Annotated in this window: 15 protein-coding genes; 13 read left to right on the top strand and 2 right to left on the bottom strand. The window is 41.3% G+C overall.

The window, feature by feature from the left end; translation table 11 throughout:
* The first annotated feature begins 117 nt into the window (after positions 1 to 117).
* From QPK24_RS13215 to QPK24_RS13165, 10 genes are all read left to right on the top strand, one after another.
* Complete coding sequence (locus QPK24_RS13215; protein WP_285741753.1) at positions 118 to 2316, top strand: ABC transporter ATP-binding protein; 2199 nt, start codon at positions 118 to 120, stop codon at positions 2314 to 2316.
* Positions 2309 to 2806 carry a DUF1854 domain-containing protein gene (locus QPK24_RS13210; RefSeq protein ID WP_285741751.1) on the top strand — a complete coding sequence of 166 codons (498 nt, stop codon included), beginning with the start codon at positions 2309 to 2311 and terminating at the stop codon, positions 2804 to 2806. Before QPK24_RS13215 ends, QPK24_RS13210 begins: the two co-directional genes overlap by 8 nt.
* A gap of 26 nt (positions 2807 to 2832) precedes the next feature.
* Complete coding sequence (locus QPK24_RS13205) at positions 2833 to 5154, top strand: glycoside hydrolase family 95 protein (protein WP_285741750.1); 2322 nt, start codon at positions 2833 to 2835, stop codon at positions 5152 to 5154.
* 148 nt (positions 5155 to 5302) lie between these two features.
* Positions 5303 to 6328, top strand: coding sequence for an endo-1,4-beta-xylanase (locus QPK24_RS13200; RefSeq protein ID WP_285741747.1), 1026 nt, complete (start codon positions 5303 to 5305; stop codon positions 6326 to 6328).
* Positions 6329 to 6435: 107 nt separating this feature from the next.
* On the top strand, positions 6436 to 7254 hold the full coding sequence (locus QPK24_RS13195) for an alpha/beta hydrolase (protein WP_285741745.1): 819 nt from the start codon (positions 6436 to 6438) through the stop codon (positions 7252 to 7254).
* 26 nt (positions 7255 to 7280) lie between these two features.
* Entirely contained in the window at positions 7281 to 8666 is a 1386-nt protein-coding gene (locus tag QPK24_RS13190) for an ABC transporter substrate-binding protein (protein WP_285741743.1), read from the top strand.
* Positions 8667 to 8826: 160 nt separating this feature from the next.
* Positions 8827 to 10473 (top strand): glucuronoarabinoxylan endo-1,4-beta-xylanase XynC, encoded by a 1647-nt coding sequence (locus tag QPK24_RS13185; RefSeq protein WP_407083022.1) that lies wholly within the window; start codon positions 8827 to 8829, stop codon positions 10471 to 10473.
* An 85-nt stretch (positions 10474 to 10558) separates the two neighbouring features.
* On the top strand, positions 10559 to 12529 hold the full coding sequence (locus tag QPK24_RS13175; RefSeq protein WP_285741741.1) for a hypothetical protein: 1971 nt from the start codon (positions 10559 to 10561) through the stop codon (positions 12527 to 12529).
* Between the two features lie 223 nt (positions 12530 to 12752).
* Positions 12753 to 13556 carry a hypothetical protein gene (locus tag QPK24_RS13170; RefSeq protein WP_285741738.1) on the top strand — a complete coding sequence of 268 codons (804 nt, stop codon included), beginning with the start codon at positions 12753 to 12755 and terminating at the stop codon, positions 13554 to 13556.
* A gap of 96 nt (positions 13557 to 13652) precedes the next feature.
* Positions 13653 to 14744, top strand: coding sequence for a CHAP domain-containing protein (locus tag QPK24_RS13165; RefSeq protein ID WP_285741735.1), 1092 nt, complete (start codon positions 13653 to 13655; stop codon positions 14742 to 14744).
* Positions 14745 to 14912: 168 nt separating this feature from the next.
* On the opposite strand, the gene pelA is transcribed toward QPK24_RS13165, so the two are convergent.
* Positions 14913 to 15842, bottom strand: a complete 930-nt coding sequence (gene pelA / locus QPK24_RS13160; RefSeq protein WP_285741733.1) for a pectate lyase — start codon at positions 15840 to 15842, stop codon at positions 14913 to 14915.
* 302 nt (positions 15843 to 16144) lie between these two features.
* On the opposite strand from pelA, the gene QPK24_RS13155 reads away from it, so the two are divergent.
* The 3 genes from QPK24_RS13155 to QPK24_RS13145 all read left to right on the top strand — a co-directional run bounded on the left by QPK24_RS13155 (position 16145) and on the right by QPK24_RS13145 (position 18369).
* Entirely contained in the window at positions 16145 to 16438 is a 294-nt protein-coding gene (locus QPK24_RS13155; RefSeq protein ID WP_285741731.1) for a hypothetical protein, read from the top strand.
* Between the two features lie 45 nt (positions 16439 to 16483).
* Positions 16484 to 17062, top strand: a complete 579-nt coding sequence (locus QPK24_RS13150; RefSeq protein ID WP_285741728.1) for an LPXTG cell wall anchor domain-containing protein — start codon at positions 16484 to 16486, stop codon at positions 17060 to 17062.
* Positions 17063 to 17133: 71 nt separating this feature from the next.
* Positions 17134 to 18369, top strand: a complete 1236-nt coding sequence (locus tag QPK24_RS13145; protein ID WP_285741726.1) for an erythromycin esterase family protein — start codon at positions 17134 to 17136, stop codon at positions 18367 to 18369.
* 147 nt (positions 18370 to 18516) lie between these two features.
* On the opposite strand, the gene QPK24_RS13140 is transcribed toward QPK24_RS13145, so the two are convergent.
* Positions 18517 to 19707 (bottom strand): coenzyme F420-0:L-glutamate ligase, encoded by a 1191-nt coding sequence (locus tag QPK24_RS13140; RefSeq protein WP_285741724.1) that lies wholly within the window; start codon positions 19705 to 19707, stop codon positions 18517 to 18519.
* Between the last annotated feature and the right edge of the window lie 135 nt (positions 19708 to 19842).

The raw sequence follows: 19842 nt of genomic DNA, 5'->3' as shown, positions 1-19842 counted from the left end.
CCAATAAGATCATTTCAAAAGAAAGCGTCTTGCCACTCTAAGAGCTTGTGCAAGGCGCTTTTACTTGTTCAAAAATCACGGATGTAAATGAATAATCATTTTTATGTGGAGGGTGCTATGTCCTATTACGACCAGATTCCGAAGGTTATTGCAGAGCAATTAACGGGGGAAGTGCTGTTTAGCGCGAAAACGGACCTGCTTCGAAACGGTAGTTTTGGTGAGCAATGGATTGTAGTGACAGACGATGTGATCTACTTGTGGGGAACGGGGGATTTGCCCGAACAAATCATATCCTTGTCAGAAATAAGTAAAGCGAGAACCGCAAAAGGAATCGGCGGTGGGACCCTGCTTGTTGATACAAAGGAAGGGCCTATAGTGATTGGTCGATATACTGCTGAACTTTCATCCATATTTGGTTTCGCAGCGAAGCTGATTGAAGCGCTTGTTAAAGAAGAGACGATCCCGATGATTTCAGAGAAAGACCTGCCGCGCCGCTGTCCAACATGCGAATTCCCACTTAGCGAGGGGACTCAGGTTTGCCAATTTTGTATGAATAAAGGCCAGGCGGCAGCAAGAATACTCCGTTACGCGAAACCTTACCGATTAAGAATGGCTATAGCGGCGATTTTGCTTATTCTTACAACACTTGTAGAACTAGCTCCGCCCTATTTAATAAAACTAATTATCGATGATGTGCTTCAGCCGAAGGCGGCAGTCTCAACACTGCTCTTTTTCGTATTAGCGCTCGGAACAACAACCGTTATGATGACATTAATGCAAACCATCCGCGGGTATATCGGTATTTGGGTTGGCTCGAAGCTGATGGGCGACATTCGTAATGATATTTATCGTTCGCTTATGAGGCTGTCACTCGCCTATTTTGATCGAAGGCAAACCTCCCAGTTTATCGGCCGAGTCAATAGTGATGCAGAATCCATGCGCCAGTTCATGACAGATGGTGTGATGTATGTCGGTGGCGAGATGCTGCGAATCGCAGCGATTTGTGTCATCATTTTCGGGTTGGATTGGCAATTGTCTTTGCTCGCTTTGCTGCCCGTTCCTTTCATCATCATCGTATCCGTTACCATCTGGCCTAAGGTTGGCCGCAGGATATACCAGCAGTGGCGATCTATCTTCCGTCTTAACACGATGGTTGGAGAATCCATGCAAGGAATCCGGGTAGTGAAAGCATTTGGGCGTGAAAAGGAAGAGATGACACGTTATGATCATGCCAATTTGGAAGTGGTTCGAAATAATATCAAAACAGAAGGACTATGGCAGTTTATTTTTCCTGCTTTCCAGCTCATTGCTGGGGTGGGGACCCTGCTCATCTGGTATTACGGCGGGGGAAAAGTTCTCGGAAATGAGATTCAGCTAGGCGTACTATTGGCGCTTGTTACTTATCTTGGGATGCTGTTCGGGCCGCTGCAATGGATCAGCCAAATGGTAAGCTGGGCGAGCAATGCATTCACAGCAGCTCATCGTATATTCGAGATTATGGATACACCGTCTGAAGTACCTGAATCCAGTAATCCCGTACCGATAAAAACGATCAAAGGCGACGTAGATTTTGAACAAGTCACCTATGGGTATGAAAAGCATCATCCTGTACTAAAAGATGTGAATTTACGAGTGAAAGCTGGAGAGATGATTGGACTCGTTGGTCATTCAGGTGCAGGAAAGTCAACATTTATTAACTTAATATGCCGGTTCTATGATACGGACGAAGGAACAATTCGTATTGACGGTGTTCCTATTCGTCAGATTAGTCAGCATGATCTTCGCAGTCAGATCGGCGTTGTCTTACAGGAAACTTTTTTGTTTGATGGCTCGATTTCTGACAATATTGCCTACTCTAAACCAGAGGCAACGCCTGAAGAAGTCATGCGTGCGGCAAAAATCGCAAACGCACATGATTTTATTGTTAGATTGCCAGATGGCTACGATACAAGAGTAGGAGAAAGAGGGCATAAGCTGTCTGGCGGAGAAAAACAGCGGATCGCGATCGCACGAGCAATCATTCATGATCCCCGAATCCTTATTTTAGACGAAGCTACAGCTTCTGTTGATACGGAGACAGAAAGGCAAATTCAAGAAGCAATCAATCGTCTTGTACAAGGCAGAACTACGTTTGCTATTGCTCACCGACTGTCCACCCTGCGAAATGCTGATCGACTAGTTGTCCTGGACAAGGGCAAGATTGCTGAAGTCGGAACACATGAACAGCTGCTTAACCAACCCGATGGGGTATACCGAAAATTAGTCGATGCTCAGAAAGAAATGTCACAGATTAGGGGAGTGGGCGTGAATGGCTGAACATTTTGATATTCGGATGCTAAGACAGCAGGATATTATCCTCTCAAGAAACAAGGGAGGGGTCATACAAGGTACGGTGAATGAGAAATATTACGACGAACTTATTGTCTATCGCTGCTTCCCATTTCAATATGATTCTTCCTATATCTCCATCCGAAATGCGGAGGACGAAGAACTAGGCATTATCCGCGAGATTGAGGAGCTGGACAAAGAAAGTGCGTGCGTCCTAAAAGAAGAGCTTGAGCTTCGTTACTTCTTGCCAAAAGTGTCACGCATAGACAGTGTAAAAAATAAATCTGGTTTATGGATATGGGAATTACAAACGAACTTAGGGCCGACTCGAATGGTGATGCGAAATCTCCATGAACATCTTCTCTACCCTGGAGAAGGCTGGATTATTATAACAGATATGAATGGGAAACGATGCGAAATCAAGGACTGGCGGATGTTAGATTCCCACAGCCAGAAACAACTTCAAGAAATCATTTAATCCTCAGGATGAAAGGAGTACGATCGATGAGTGGAACGCTGAAATTATGGTATGAAAAAGCTGCGGATAGCTGGAACGAAGCATTGCCAATCGGAAGTGGAAAACTCGGAGCAATGATCTTCGGACGGACTCACGTGGAACGGATCCAATTGAATGAAGATTCGATCTGGTCTGGAGGACCCATGGATCGTAATAATTCGGATGCACTTCATCATCTTCCAAAGATTCGCCAGTTACTTCATGAGGGACGTCTTAGCGAAGCTGAGAAACTTGCTTCGATGTCCTTATCTGGAACGCCGGAGAGCCAGCGACACTACGAACCGCTGGGTGAACTTACTATGGAATTTGGCCATGATGAATCGGAAGTTGTCAATTACCGGAGAGAGCTTGACCTTGAGCACAGTATATCTACCGTACATTATGAATGGCGAGGTATACGTTACGAAAGAGAGCATCTCGCGAGTTTTCCTGACGAGGTTATTGCTGTGCGAATCAAAGCTGACAAAACAAAAGCGGTATCGTTCAGACTCCGGTTTACACGGGGAGGACAGCGATTCATAGATAGTCTGCATACGGAATCTCAGGGCCGGCTTATCATGAGTGCAGGAACGGGAGGGAAGGACGGAATTCAAATTAGTTCCGTTATCGACATACAGGTCAGCGGGGGAGAGGTCACGAACTGCGGGGAGTTTCTTCTTGTCGATCAAGCAGATGAAGCCGTCATTCTCATCTCAGCAGGAACAACTTATCGGTATGAGAACCCCGAACTGTATAGCCGTGAAACGGTGAGAGAAGCGAAACAGAAAGGATATGAACAGCTGCGGTTAACGCACGTTGCTGACTATCAGCGTTTGTTCACAAGAGTTTCCCTATCCCTTGCCAAGACAGATGAAGATTTTGACAACCGTCCAACGGATGTGCGAATGACTGCACTTCAGGATGGTATGGAAGATCTCCGTTTAATAGAGCTCTATTTTCAATATGGGCGCTACTTACTTATTTCAAGTAGTAGACCAGGTTCATTGCCTGCAAATTTACAAGGGGTCTGGAATGAACATTTTACACCGCCGTGGGATTCCAAATATACGATCAATATTAATACTCAAATGAATTATTGGCCGGCGGAAATGTGCAACTTAGCCGAATGTCACGACCCTTTATTTGATTTGATAGAGAAGATGCGTCCAAATGGAAGGGTAACAGCACGCCAGATGTACGGCTGCGGTGGATTTGTTGCTCATCATAATACCGATTTATGGGGAGATACGGCCCCTCAAGATATTTGGATATCTTCAACAGTCTGGCCAATGGGAGCAGCATGGTTATGTCTTCATCTATGGGAGCATTACCTTTATACATTAGACCGAGATTTTCTTATAAAATCATATGAAACAATGAAGGAATCTGCGGTCTTCTTCGTGGATTATCTGATTGAAACTTCGGATGGAAAGCTAGTGACTTCACCATCGGTCTCGCCAGAAAATAGATATCGTCTACCAAGTGATGAGACAGGTGCACTATGTATTGCTCCATCTATGGACAGTCAAATCCTTGACCATTTATTTGGGGCTTGTATTGAAGCAGCTGAACTGCTAGATATTGATCATACAATGCGTGAACGGTTTCGAAAAGTGCGGTCATGTCTGCCTCAGCCGAAAGTCGGTCGTCACGGACAGCTTCAGGAATGGATGGAAGACTATGAAGAAGTAGAGCCTGGCCACCGGCATATCTCTCATCTATTTGCACTTCATCCCGGTAGCAGGATTACTCCGCGAAGTACGCCTGAATGGTCTGAGGCCGCTCGAATCACATTACATCGCAGGCTTTCTTTTGGAGGAGGACATACGGGATGGAGCCGAGCCTGGATCATCAATATGTGGGCACGACTCCGTGATGGAGAGGAAGCATATAGAAATATATCTGATCTATTACGTGGTTCAACACTGCCGAATCTGCTGGATAACCATCCCCCATTTCAAATTGACGGGAACTTTGGCGGAACAGCCGGTATTGCGGAGATGTTACTGCAAAGCCATGAAGGGATGATTGATTTGCTCCCTGCCTTGCCGCAGGCATGGACCTCCGGGATGGTTAGCGGTTTACGGGCACGCGGAGGATTCGAAGTTACCATTCACTGGGAAGAGAACAATCTTCTACAGGCTGCTGTGCACGCGAAATTCAGCACCGTATGCCAAGTTCGAAGTGAAGGAAATCAGTTAACGGTTAGGACCAAAACGGGGACAAACATCAAGACGGTCAGGGATGGTGATGTAGTTCGCTTCGATACAATAGCGGATGAAATCTATCTTATAGAGACTGAAGATCCTGTCGTTGAAAAAGACCTGTGAAAGTATGGATTTCATTATTTTGGGCGGGAAAAATCTACCGTTTAGCAGGTTGTTGCAGATAAAAGCAAAAGCTAAACTTTTGAGGAGAACATCCACCACATTATGCCAGTCATCCAATTCTGAATGAGGTTAGAGGGGGTCAGCAAAATTGACAGATCAGACAGTCGATCAGAAGGTAGCCATACCTAAGCTCCATGAGGTTTATAGGGAACGATTTCACATTGGAGCGGCTGTTAATCCGACGACATTAATTACACAGAAAGAACTGTTGTCACAGCACTTCAATAGTGTAACAGCAGAGAATGAAATGAAATTTGAAAGAATACAACCAGAGGAGGGAAGGTATACCTTTGAGGCAGCAGATCAGCTAGTTGCTTTTGCAATGGAGAATAATATGGCAGTCAGAGGCCATACACTTGTATGGCATAATCAAACCCCTGACTGGGTTTTTGAAAGTCATTCAGGAGGCAAAGCCGACCGGGAGACTTTACTTACCAGAATGAAATCTCACATCGATGAAGTAGTTGGTCGCTACAAAGGAAGTATTTATGCCTGGGATGTTGTTAACGAAGCCGTATCAGACAGCGGTGAACAAATACTGCGTAAGTCTAAATGGCTTGATGTGATCGGTGAAGACTTTATTGCAAAAGCATTCGAATATGCACATGAAGCGGACCCGAATGCGCTTTTATTCTATAACGATTACAACGAATCTGTTCCTGAAAAGCGTGAAAAAATCTATGCACTTGTCAAGTCGCTGATCGAACAGAGGGTTCCTATCCATGGTGTTGGTCTGCAGGCACACTGGAACCTGTTACATCCGGCCCTGGATCACATAAGAGAAGCGATTGAACGATATGCGAGTCTCGGAATGAAACTTCATATTACAGAAATGGATGTATCGCTCTTTGCTCATGAGGATAAGAGGACGGATCTCACTGCACCAACGGAAGAGATGCTTGAACTTCAAGCTGAGCGTTATGCCGGGTTCTTCCGATTATTTAAGGAGTACAGTGATCACATCACTTCCGTTACTTTTTGGGGCGCCGCTGATGATTACACTTGGCTGGATCATTTTCCTGTCCGTAATCGTAAAAACTGGCCATTTCTCTTTGATACACAGCATAAACCGAAAGCTTCCTATTGGGATGTAATTGATGCTGTTCAGTCCTAAGATCGTATAGCGAATTACTAGAGGATTATAAGTTAAACGAAATAAGGGAATTGTGAATTTAAGCCTGAATTTTAATAATACCGATTATATGAGAAAGGAGCAAGGATATGGCTGTAATGCAAATCAGCTTCTTTTCAAAGTGTATGAAAAGAGAGGTCACCTTCAATGCATTGTTGCCGCTTGATCAAGCCGCAGAGGAAAGTTCAGATTCTAAAGAAAACACGAAAGGTCTGAAATCTCTGTATTTACTTCATGGTTATTGCGGAAGCCATACGGATTGGCTTAGTTATTCGAGGATACGAGAACTTTCCGATCGGCATCATGTAGCCGTGTTTATGCCTGCAGGAGAGAATAAGTTCTATCTCGATAATGAAGAGCGAGAAGAATGGCTTGGGGAATATATTGGACGTGAACTCGTACAATATACTCGGCGTATGTTTCCCTTATCCTCTGAGAGAGAGGATACCTTTATCGGCGGACTGTCAATGGGCGGATATGGCGCCATACGTAACGGACTAAAGTATGCTGACCATTTTGGAGGGATTATCGCCTTGTCATCAGCATTGCTTCCCTACTCATTACCTGATATGAGGCCAGACGTACACAATGGAATTGCTAGTTACGATTATTACAAAAGTGTATTTGGAGACCTCGATCTTGTTCTTGGAAGTGACAAAGACCCAGAGGAATTGATTCGCTGTCTGAAGACAGAAGAGGTAGATATACCGCGAATATACTTGGCGTGTGGGACAGAAGATTTTTTACTTCATGTCAACCAGCGGTTGCATCAATTTTTATTGAGCGAAGATGTCGAACATACATATGTCGAAACTTCAGGTGCTCATACATGGGATTTTTGGAATGATCATATAGCTGATGCTTTGAAATGGGCTATAGAAACAAAAAATGAAAGCGCTGTATATTGAGGTTATTAATTATAGGGGGAATAAACATGTGGATGCGTAAGATGGGGATGCTGTTATGCTGTTTTCTACTAGTGTTCATCGTAGCATGCAGTGGTAGCGGCGGAGGTACAGCTAATGAACCAGAACCAGGAAATGTAAGCACAGGAACGGAAGTAGAAGACGCAAATAAAGAAGATGAAGCACCAGTAGAAGAGGAAGAAGTTACTGGAACACCTGAGATGGATTTCGACATGGGCGGCCGAACAATTAAGTGGGTATCTTGGTACGATGAGTCCATTAATGAAGATAACCCAGATAACGTTGCCATAAAGAAAAACTTGGATGCACTAATGGAGAAACACAATTTTAAAATCGAATACGTGGTAGTTGATTACGGGGAATATCAAGATAAAGTGACTGCTTCACTCGTTGCCGGCGAACCACTTGGTGATATTATCCGGGTAGCCAGACCTTGGATGATTCCGACACTGGTTAAACAGGGTCTATTCCACCCGGTAGATGAATATACCAAGAACGAAAAGATATTCCTTCAACAGTACACGAACGAATATTCTCAATTTGAGGGAAGAGGCTACGGATTTAGAACAGGGAATATGGGAGCTTCTTCGGGAATTTTCTATAACCGTACGTTAATGAATCAGTTAGGAATGAAACCGCTACAAGAGTATGTGAATGATAATAACTGGAACTGGGATACGTTTACACAGGTCGCTAAAGAAGCGAATAAAGATTCAAACAACGATGGTAAATTAGATATTTGGGGGCTTGCTTCTGCTTCCATTCTTGTTCAGGCTATGGCAGCAAATGAGGCAAATTTGGTTGCTGACGACAAACAAAATTTGGAGGATCCTAAAACTTTAGAGGTTCTAAACTTCTTGTCTAAACTTACAACCGAATCTGTTGCAAGACCAACAGAAGGTGGAGACTGGACAGAGCCGGGACAATTCTTCAGACAAGGTAACACATTAATGGTAGCAGGCAGTGATTATGAGATGGAAAGCTACTCAAAGGATATGCCGGACTATGAACTAGGATATCTACCATTCCCTATGGGACCAAGCGCTACTGAATATCAATCAAGCAATACGATTCCTAACTATTTAACCGTTCCAAAAGCAATTGATAACCCTGAGCAACTGGTATACATCTATGAAAAGATGTTTGACATCGAATCTATGTATGACTATCCAAAACAAGCTCAACTGGAAACACTGTTTAGTAATGAGGATGATATTAACAATGCCCGTGTTGCAGGAAATAGTATGAAAGTAATTGATACAGTTAACGGATATCCAAATATGCCGTTTTATGAGTTGAGCGGTGAGATTTTTGAAGGTGTGTCCGTATCAACGGTTGTTGAGAAATACAAAGAACCGTTCCAAGCGGCAATTGATGAAGTCTGGAAAAAGTAAAATCGTATAACCCACGTAGAAAAACAGTCCGAGCGGAGCCTAAATTTATTTAACTTCGAGCGGACTGCTTTCCTTTTTTTAAAACAAGTTTACACCGCAAATTCATTTAGAGAGGGAATGATAAAATTTGAATTCACTTACTAAAAAATCAATTTGTGCAATGCTTGTTTTTGCCTCTGTAATGCAGCTTCTATTTTCCTTTTCAGACCAATCGAAAGTAGTGGCTGCAAGTGATGTAAATGTTAATTTTTCTTCTGAAAAACAAGTCATCCGAGGTTTTGGAGGGATTAACCACCCTGTATGGATCGGCGATTTAACTCCTGCTCAAAGAGATACTGCGTTTGGTAACGGAGTAAATCAGCTAGGTTTTTCTATACTGCGAATTTATGTGGATGAAAATAGTAGCAATTGGTACAAGGAATTGCCAACGGCGAAACGTGCCATTGAACAAGGCGCTATTGTTTTTGCATCGCCATGGAATCCTCCTAGCAGTATGGTAGAGACGTTCAACCGTAATGGGGATACGAGCGCAAAGCGTCTTAAGTATGATAAATATGCAGCTTATGCTCAGCATCTAAATGATTTCGTAGCTTATATGAAAGAGAACGGTGTTGATTTGTACGCGATCTCTGTTCAGAATGAACCCGATTATGCACATGAATGGACCTGGTGGACACCTCAAGAAATACTGCGTTTTATGAAAGAGAATGCAGGTTCTATACAGACTAAAGTAATTGCTCCCGAGTCATTTTCTTATCTTAAAAATATGTCAGATCCTATATTGAATGATCCGCAAGCTCTCGCGAATATGGATATTCTTGGCGCACACACATATGGCACTAACTTTTCTGACTTTGCCTATCCATTGTTTAAACAAAAAGGGGCAGGAAAAGATCTTTGGATGACGGAAGTCTATTACCCAAACAGCAATAATAACTCAGCAAATCTCTGGCCTGAAGCGCTGGATGTTGCTTATCATATGCATCACGCGATGGTAGAAGCGGATTTTCAGGCCTATGTGTGGTGGTATATTCGGAGACAATATGGCCCGATGAATGAGGATGGTACGATCAGTAAACGCGGATACAGCATGGCTCATTTTTCGAAATTTGTTCGTCCTGGATATAAAAGAGTCGACGCCACTAAGAATCCGGACACGAATGTATTCGTATCTGCCTACAAAGGTAACAACAAGGCTGTAATTGTAGCGGTTAACCGCGGTGCTTCAAGTGTAAATCAGAAATTTAATTTGCAAAATGGAACTGCTTCCAAAGTATCCACTTGGATTACTGACAGCAGCAGAAGCATGGCAGCAGGTACCGATCTTACGGTAACGAATAATTCTTTTACTGCTGAGCTGCCTGCTAGAAGTGTCATGACATTTACAGCTGATTTAGGAAGTGTCAGTGGAAGTGAGTCTACCGCCTATGAAGCGGAGTCTGGTACAACGTTGACAGATGCGGTAGTCGAATCTCTCTACAGTGGATACAGCGGAACTGGATATGTTAATTTTAGTGCTGACTCAAATTCGGCAATTCAGTGGAATTCGATCTACTGTGCAGTGACAGGAACGAAAAATATTAAAATTAGGTATGGACTGGAGTCCGGCACTAGAAATCTTGATATCTATGTTAACGGAACAAAGGTATTAAGTAACGTTCCTTTCTCCGCAACGGGCGCTTGGGGAACATGGGGCGAAAAAACGATACAGGTTCCTATGAACAGTGGAAATAATATAGTGAAGATGGTAACGACAGGAACGGAAGGTCCAAATATCGATAAAATTGAAGTATCTGCTCAGTATTAATTGTCTTAAAATATGGCTGGCTTACCAATTCAGGAAAATGAGTGATTGGTGAGCCAGTCTCCTGATTAGAGGATGGGAGGATCTCATGGAATTCATTATAACCGCAAGAAATAAATCAAGTGATAGTAAGGAATACGGAGAACTACAAGAGAATGGACTGACAGCAAAAATAAATATAAAAAGAAATATAGGCAATCCGGAATTTCCGATCCAGGCACTTATCACAATATGCAACGAAGAAAGTAATCCCTGGCAGGGTGTAATCCATGTAGAATTACCGTTTCAAAAGGTGGAACCTCGATTTTTTCTGCCTGCATTTATGTATGGATTAAACCGGGGAGAAGCTCCGCAGAATGTTCCTAATGAGTTTCCAAGACTGAGACCAGGGAACCCAGGAAGGCCTTCCTCTTCTTGGTGGATGGTTAGAAGTGATCGTTTATCGCATCCCGCTGCATTTGTATATGACAGTGGAAAAGTCTATGGACTATGTGCAAGTCCTTATTTTATTACGAAAGATGGAGTGAAACAGCAGTGGTACCCAGGCGAAACAGGTGAATTTTATCAGTATGGCGGATATACATGCTCTATTGACCGAGGGACAGTAGGGTATACGCTTGGTTATGAAAACGCACCATTGCATTTTATTAAATCTCGTCTAGTCAAAGAACAAGCGCCGCTTGAAGACAATTGCTTTGAGATTCAGGCAGGAGAGACGATTCAATTTACGATAGATCTGTATGAATATGAAGCTGAATCAGAACTTGGTATCAATCCAGCGCTAGAACATATTTATTATCGTTATCATCAGCAGCCAAGGGAAGGAAGCGACATTAAAACAGCTGCCAGTGATTTATCCAGTGCAATTTTTACATATGCTTGGCTTCCCGAGGAACGCCATTATTCTACTTTTGTATTTGAAGATAAACAAACAGGAGGATGGCGATATAATAAAATTATTTCTATCAGTTGGACGAATGGTCTAACCATTGCTACACCTGTACTTATGGCAGCTCTGCGACTGGGAGATGAGGCTATGCGGGAGCAAGCGATTTCTTGTATTACAAATATTATTGATAACTCACTTAATCCCAAGACAGGTCTCCCATATAGTGCTTACCATAATGGTGTATGGAGTAACAAAGGATGGTGGTTTGACGGTATGCGCACACCGGGGCATTCTGCTTACCTTTCAGGACAAGCCATGTTTTATATTTTGAAGGCATACGAATATGAGAAACGAATCAAAGGTATTTCTCATGATGACTGGTTGATTTTCGCTAAAGATATTCTGGATAAATTAGAACGAACAAAGAATACAGACCATGAATATCCGACCATCCTATCAGAAAAAACAGGTGCTGGGCTTGAATATGACGCATTTAGCGGTGCTTGGTGCTTGGCTGCAATGGCTTATTACAGCTGGCTAACTGAAGATGAGTCTTATATAGAAAGTCTTAAAGATAGTGAACAACACTATTATGAGACTTACGTAAAACGCATGGAATGTTACGGTGCCCCATTGGATGCAGAGAAGGCTGTGGATTCGGAGGGGATTTTAGCTTACATCCGGGCAGTCAGATATCTTCATGCATTAACGAAAGATGATCTGTATCTAGACCATATGCGGAATGCTATTTGTTATGAGTTTACTTTCAAATTTTGTTATAATTCGCCGGTGAAAATTCCTCCGCTTAGCACGCTCGGTTGGTCTAGCAGTGGGGGCAGTGTAACCTCAGTAGCGAATCCACATATTCATCCCATGTCCAGCAGTATTGTAGATGAGTTATACTATTATACCGCAAAGCGTGATGATCCTTATGTAGATTTGCGTTTGATGGATACCGTTCGCTGGGGATGTCAAACATATAATCGTTATGATGGTGAATTTGATTTTGGAAAAAAAGGATGGATGTCTGAACGGTTTTGTCATTCTGAAGGACTGGTTACCGAAAAATATAGTGATGGTTCCCCGGCCAGTACATGGTTTTGTCTCATGCCGTGGGCTAGCGGAAGTATTATTGAAGGTCTAGTTGGTGATTACTGGGAGACCCAATAAGTTCTCAATTATAAGGTATGTTATTTCTGTCGTTATGTAAGACATGATGATGTACGGGTTAGGATTCGCGAACAAAACTGATGCAGTAATGATTTATAGTTGAATATTAAATTAATTACAGCTGGTCCATGTGATCGGCTGTTTTTTATATAAAAGTAGAGGAGAAGGATTTCATAAGGTTGATGTCAAATATAAGGTGCTTGATCAGTAGGAGGAGTGCGTATTGAAAGATAAAGCAATTGACAGGGTAGTCCTTGTAAGTCGTTCTTTACTGATCTTTTTTAGTATTTTCATGTTAACACTTGGCATAGTATTTGCATGGCCCTTTATAAGTATAGAAGACACTCCGGATGGACTGAAGTATACCCAAACAACTACTGACAATGGGGTTACTCTACACGTATTGCAGACAAAACCAGATTATATAACGCTGCTGACGATTAACGAGAATGTGGTGCGTTCGGGGTTCCCTGGAATAAATGGCGGATTCTTTTGGGAAGATCAGTTACTTAGTATTGCAGTGATGGATGGTGTACCTGTTAACGGTAGCGTCAAAGAATATGGATCAGGCTGGTTTAACACCAAATACGACCGTGGAACGATGGTATTTGATCGGATTACAAAGAAGGTTGACGTTCAGCGGGTTGCAAGTGCCGGAGATCTAACGATGACAGATGAGACAAAGTTCTGGGCACAGGGTGGAGTAAGTATGAACCTAAGGGATGATAACAGATGGTATCAAATTGCAATCGATGAAGAAGGGCTTCCTTTTCCTGGCGACAATCGGCTGCGAAGTGCAATGGCTTATGATACATCAGGAGACATCTACCTTATTGTTTCTTCTACCAAATGTACGGCTAAACAGTTTCGTACTGCCATAAAGAGCAGTGTTGCTGCTGGGAAATTACAGGAAGGCATTTTTCTAGACGGAGATGGTTCCTCACAGCTGCTCGCCGGTAACGTGAAGCTAAAGGGTGACTCCCGAACGGTGGTTCAAATGATTGCTGTAAATGGAGAGAAGCGCTAGGAATATACAAGCTAGGATAGATACGGCATAATGTCGTCAGATAGATCAATATGTAGAAGATAAGTCTGCGATCGTTCGAGATGAGGAGGTATAATTTTGATAAGTGATAAGAAATCAAGGAGACTGGATTTTGTTCAATCTCTTGTTCATGATAATATTCTACTAGTTGAAGGCAGCAACTTAAAGAAACATCAGGTTTGGTCACAATTGTCTGGGGTTTCAAGTTTTGCTTCCATGCTTGCTATAAGGAGAGGACAAAACCCGGAATTAGCCGCAATCGCGGGGTTACTTCACAATTATTATTTTGTTAAGACGCAAGTAAAGTCCTTTCCAGGCCACAATAGTGCTGATGCAATAAGACCCATCTTACGCAGCTCCGAACTCTTTTCTGATGAAGAGATGTCTATTATTCTTAGATCGATTTTTTATCAAGATGATCGGCAGCGCGGTCATGGTCCCTATGAGGAAATTTTGAAAGATGCTATTTTACTGCAGATGTACTTTCACAATACGGCTAGACATGTATCTACCATGGATATACATAGACTACAAAATGTACTTAGAGAGTTAGGAATGCCGGAAGAAACAGTAAAAGCGCTTGCTACCACTGATCATATCGATGCGAAATTAATAAATCCACTTAGAGAAGACAGACGTTCTATGCTTGCTGATTATGCAGAAACCTTGGCAAAGAAGAATATAATAGGAGTACCTAATAATGAGGATTATAGAGAGATTTGTAAGTATTGGCCAGACGTTGATATATATAAAGTGCTAGAGAATAACTGGTGTGCTGCATTTGTATATCACTGCTGTATGCATGCGGGAATATTACTGCCAATTCGTTATCCAAACCATATGTATCGGCTTGCCGGAGTTGGAGCACTGCTAGATTGGGCAAAACTGCCCGATACTGGATTTTTTTATGACGTTAATGAAGAAGAGTTTAGTCCGGCTCGTGGTGATATTGTTATTTATGAAAAACTATTATCTGATCATTCTCATGATCACATTGGTATTGTGTTAGCTTGTGATGATCCCAAAATTATGGTGGCAGAAGGTAATGTAGACAATAAGAATATTTCCGGCATTCTATATAGGGATAGAAACCACTGTATACTCGGATATATTCGAATAAAGGACAGCTATCAGTATCAATTCAATGGAGAGTATTTCCCCATCCAATAATCCTACGCGGAGAAAAGATGTATATACTATTTCGGAGTTATTTTACAATCAGCATGTAAACAATAAGTGAATGTAAAATTAGAAATAACCAGCCTCTAAGTCGGAGACTGGTTGTTTAATTAATTATTTAATTATTTGTTTGTTACTCCGTATTATTACGAACATTGTTTAATAGATCCCTAGATTATTAGCCCAATTTCCGTACCATGAGTAATTTACTCGTCTTTCTTGCTCAATATCACTAAGTTTGTATTTAACAATTCCGTCACGGCCGACAAAGATCGGTTTATTTGTATTTATCTCATAAAAACGTGCCCAAATTGCTGGAGCAGTCGGATCACTCGTCACGATGACATCATCGCTCGTTTTTACAACTTTGATCCCAGTAATTTTCACAGCTTTAAACCAATCTTCTGCAGCTTTGATTGAATTGGCAATTTGAGTTGTGGAAGATCTCGTCTTGAGGAATTTAACAATCCCCACACTTTCTTGGCCGGAGAGAGAAGGAACTTCGTATGCTCTTGCCCCAGCGGGCTTTAAAGTAACTGAATCATGCTGTTGTCCCCAAACCGTTAGCTTTCCATTGACAACAACCTGCATTTGCAAAATAAGGCTCACCCCTTTTGTCACTGCCGTTGTACATCTTCCGGCTAGAGTGCTGTCGATAAAGGTGAAATCTCCTTTTTTGTTAGCCGCATCATCCAGCAGTATCATTACGTTAATCATGGCATTGTCATTAAAAGTAATGTGTTTATGATAACCGGAGCTGTTATACACTTGCGGCCAGCCGCCACTTGCATATTGCATGTTCAACAAGAATTGAATTCCTTTGATCGCTGCAGCAGAATACTTGCTATCTTTCGTTTTTTGATACTCAGCTGCAAGTCTCCTGATCTCGGTATAAGTAGCTTTGTTATCAATCGTAGACTTGGCCCACTCTCCGCTGGTTGTCGTATAATCCTTTCTCCAACCGCCATCAGATTGTTGGTATTTTAAAATGTCGGAGATGCTTGCCGTTTCCCCAGAAGCGGCATTTACGGCAGAAGGAGATAAGAGCAGGATACTTAGAGTGGAGAAGAAGATTGTTAAACCGAGCAAACAGGGAATTCCTTTCATTGTTGTTTTACGCAGATAAACCAGCTCCTTTGTTCATTTTTGGTTATACATGTGAAGCAAATACACTGTACCAAACCTATCCTAATCCTCTAAGAAAAAGGGGTATGAAAGGCTAAAGAACAGAATTCTTGTAAACGCTTCCATATAATATACCTTATTATAATAAAACAGAAACAAAATATGTGCATTTTTTGCAATGATTAGGTTGTGATTTTAATCGCTAGATAAGATTAGGTGGAACAAATGGTGAGTTGGTGCGTTTAAGAAGTAGAAGGAGGGACGTCATGCGTAATTTTCTTTTTGTTTTTTTGCTATCCGTATTATTATCCGGATGTGTTTCAGAACAAGACCTTACCTTAGAAACTGCTACAAGCAGGGCACTAGATAAGGTTCCTGTCTGTGGAAATGACTTAGAAACCTTTAATAAGGTTAATGACAGCCAAGAAAAGGAAGATGGATTTCTGATTACTATTCAGCAAGACTGTGAACCAATAGACGGAGAGGGACCTCAGATGCGTTCGGATTACACCTGTTATGTGACAAACAATGAAGTTAAGATCGTCAAAGATAATAATTAGATTCTTGAATGTCGTTACATTGACGACAGAATATGAATAGGGGGAATGATGATGGTGAAAAGGAAAATAAATATATTTCTATCCATTTGTCTATTAGTGAGCATCATGACAATCTCCATACCTTCAAATGCATATGCTTGTTCTTGTGTGGAGCCTATAAGTGTTCAAGATGAACTTAGTCGATCTGAAGCCGTTTTCTCAGGACGCGTAATTGAAGTGAAGGAAGAGAGAACAAATGGATATTTATCAAATACTGTATTATTTGAAATCAGTGAGGTCTGGAAGGGAGGTTCAGAATCTCAAATCATCATTCGTACCGGTGGCGGTGGAGGTGATTGTGGAATTCAATTTAAAGAAGGGGAGGATTATTTAGTATATGCGAAATCATCTTCTATGTATGGTGACAGAGAAGAGCTTGTAACAATTATTTGTGATCGGACGAGTGTATTAGCTCAAGCAGCAGAAGATTTAACGATTTTAGGTGAAGGTAAAGCACCTACAGAACAAGTGGATCTTTCAGGGGAATTGAATTCTATAAGCTCAAACATATGGATGACAGCGCTTGGAATTGTTTTGATTGTTCTTGTGGCTTTCTTGGTAGGAAGAAGAGTAAGAAAAAAATAAGCAGCTAATTTTATATTCATTATCTAACTTAGTATATTTTACAGGATTCATTGATCGAAAGGGGGATAAGGGTGGCAATTTTTCAGTCAAGAAAGACAACATATAACAGGTCAGTAGAGTGGGTAAAGGAACATGCTCATCATGTGGATACCTTGTCCGAAACTAGATCGGATCATTTCAACTTTTTAGAGAACATTCTAAAGGATAAACGAATTGTATGGCTAGGTGAAAATGGTCACGGTATTGCTGAGCATAATCTTCTCAAGACCCAATTGATCGATTTTCTCTATCATAAAATGGGATTTAAAGTGATAGCATTCGAGAGCGGAATTACGGAATGTTATACCTCGAACTTCCTAAAAGATGAACTTTCAGTTGATGAATTCATAGACCATTCTGTCTTTCCGTTTTGGAAAACAGAAGAAACCTATTCATTATTCCAATCATTAAAAGCTAACGAGGACTTTAATCTGATCGGTTTTGATTCTCAGCCCTCCAGCAAACAGAGTTTGTTGATAGCGTTTTTAAATAAAATCAATATTGATTTTCCCTTAGAATTTATACAGAACATACAAACAGTAGAAGAGAACACAGCTCATTGGTATGGTCGTATTAGCAAATATACAGGGAGAAGGAAGAGGATACCCAAAGAGACGCTGCAAGAGTATAAGTTCATTCAAAATGAACTAAATCAGACTATAGATCAATTACTCGATCTTCTGATGGAGAAGAAAAAGGATTTTATTAATCTTGGTTTAGACTTACCCTTTACATTCATTCAGAAAGAACTCGAAAATAGGCGCCTTTTTCTAAAACATTTAACAGATAACTTTCAAGATTATATGAAATATCGGGATCAGATCATGGCAGCTAACTTAGAATGGATTTGTAGTGAATTATATCCGAATGAAAAGATAATAATTTGGGCTCACAATGCTCATATTTATAAAAATTATCAGACATCTAATAATTACAGACCCATGGGTTCACTAATAAGCAAAACGTTGATGGATGACTCCTATTATTTGGGGCTGTTTATGTATGAAGGAGAGGCACACTTATTGAATAGAACAGTCTATAGAATAGGCCCTCCTCCAAAAAGGAGTCTAGAGGATTACATGAATCATACCGAGTCTTCTGTATCGTTTCTTGATTTCTCTAATGTCACGGAGCAACCTTACAATAAGTGGATTTTTGAGAAAACACGGATCCTAGAGCATGGAACGGTAAGGAAATTTATTATTCCAGCTGAGCAATTGAGTGGAGTGTTTTTTGTGAAAAAGGTTTCACCACCTCGTTACCTATAATCGTCTGTACATCAAGCAGAGACGTTAACGAAAATAAAAAATACACCTTGCTAAAACTGAATTTAGCAAGGTGTACATTTTAAAATATGTTGAAAGATGATAACCGGATTGTGATGTAACAATCATGTCCAAAGGTTCGTGTTCATCTTATTTTGTATAGTTATCGAAGTAACCTTGGATGTAAATCATTGGTGTACCTTTGTCGCCGCTGCCTGATGTTAAATCAGACAATGAGCCAATGAGATCGGTTAGTCGACGAGGCGTAGTACCTTGAGCTTCCATCTCACCAACGAGATCATCGTTTTTATTCTGGATAAACTCCGTAATCGCTTGTTGTAATTCTTCACCACGAAGATGAGAGAAGTTGTTATCTGCCAAGTACTTCAGTTTCACTTCATTTGGAGTACCGCTCAGTCCCTCAGTGTAAGCAGGGGAGACAACAGGATCTGCCAGTTCCCAAATTTTTCCTACTGGATCTTTGAAAGCTCCATCTCCATACACCATGACTTCAACGGTTTTACCTGTTAGTTCTTTCAATTTCTCTTGAATACGATCAACGATCGGTTGACAGTTATTCGGGAATAATTTCACGCTTTCTTCGGTTGCTTTATTAGATCCAAGAAGACCGTAAGCTTCGTTAAAGCCGCTGCCATTAATGGATTTGGATAAAATATCATCGAGACCAAATACTTTTTCAGCACCATTGTTCGTTAAAATGCGTTTCGTTCTGAAACGGGAGTGAATATCGCAAGTCAGGACATATTTTGTATATTCTAAAATGGTTTTAGGGTTATTAGAGAAGATGACCTCGCAAGTTGTACCTTCTGCTTCAATGAGAGATTTGTAATATTCAATGTAATCCACACCTGTAAATGGATGCTTTTTATAACCAAAATGTTCACGGAACTGATCTTCTGATAATACATCCGTCCAAGGATTAATGCCTTTAACATCGAGTTCATCAATGTCTACCAGGTGATTACCTACTTCATCCGCAGGGTAGCTAAGCATTAAGATGACTTTCTTCGCGCCTTTTGCAATCCCTCTCAAGCAGTTAGCGAATCGGTTACGGCTTAGAATTGGGAAAATAACACCAACCGTTTCGTCACCGAATTTTTCATTTATATCTGTCGCAATATGGTCGATTGTCGCATAGTTCCCTTGCGCACGAGCAACAATGGATTCTGTTATGGTAACAATGTCACGATCCTCGATCGAAAATCCTTCACTTTTTGCTGCATTTAATACTGTATCCACTACGATTTCTTCAATAGAATCACCTTGGTTAATGATCGGACCACGAAGTCCACGTACTACGGTTCCTACTGCTCTTGACATAATAATCTCCCCTTTACCGAGTTCACGTTATGTATCTTAATAACGAAATGTTTAAACACTATGATTTTACTATACCTCTGAAAAGTGTTATAAGTAAAATTAATATTTGTAATGTTTGATATAAGGAGAATTAAT

This window comes from Paenibacillus polygoni, from assembly GCF_030263935.1.
Lineage (GTDB): Bacteria > Bacillota > Bacilli > Paenibacillales > Paenibacillaceae > Paenibacillus > Paenibacillus polygoni.
Note: the sequence above shows the minus strand (reverse complement) of the source record. Positions and strands in the feature narration are given on the sequence as shown.

Coding starts and splice junctions, on each gene's coding strand:
- QPK24_RS13190 (WP_285741743.1), top strand. CDS start 7,281: ATGTGGATGCGTAAGATGGGGATGCTGTTATGCTGTTTTCTACTAGTG.
- QPK24_RS13210 (WP_285741751.1), top strand. CDS start 2,309: ATGGCTGAACATTTTGATATTCGGATGCTAAGACAGCAGGATATTATC.
- QPK24_RS13195 (WP_285741745.1), top strand. CDS start 6,436: ATGGCTGTAATGCAAATCAGCTTCTTTTCAAAGTGTATGAAAAGAGAG.
- QPK24_RS13215 (WP_285741753.1), top strand. CDS start 118: ATGTCCTATTACGACCAGATTCCGAAGGTTATTGCAGAGCAATTAACG.
- QPK24_RS13185 (WP_407083022.1), top strand. CDS start 8,827: ATGCTTGTTTTTGCCTCTGTAATGCAGCTTCTATTTTCCTTTTCAGAC.
- QPK24_RS13140 (WP_285741724.1), bottom strand. CDS start 19,707: ATGTCAAGAGCAGTAGGAACCGTAGTACGTGGACTTCGTGGTCCGATC.
- QPK24_RS13175 (WP_285741741.1), top strand. CDS start 10,559: ATGGAATTCATTATAACCGCAAGAAATAAATCAAGTGATAGTAAGGAA.
- QPK24_RS13155 (WP_285741731.1), top strand. CDS start 16,145: ATGCGTAATTTTCTTTTTGTTTTTTTGCTATCCGTATTATTATCCGGA.
- QPK24_RS13205 (WP_285741750.1), top strand. CDS start 2,833: ATGAGTGGAACGCTGAAATTATGGTATGAAAAAGCTGCGGATAGCTGG.
- QPK24_RS13150 (WP_285741728.1), top strand. CDS start 16,484: ATGATGATGGTGAAAAGGAAAATAAATATATTTCTATCCATTTGTCTA.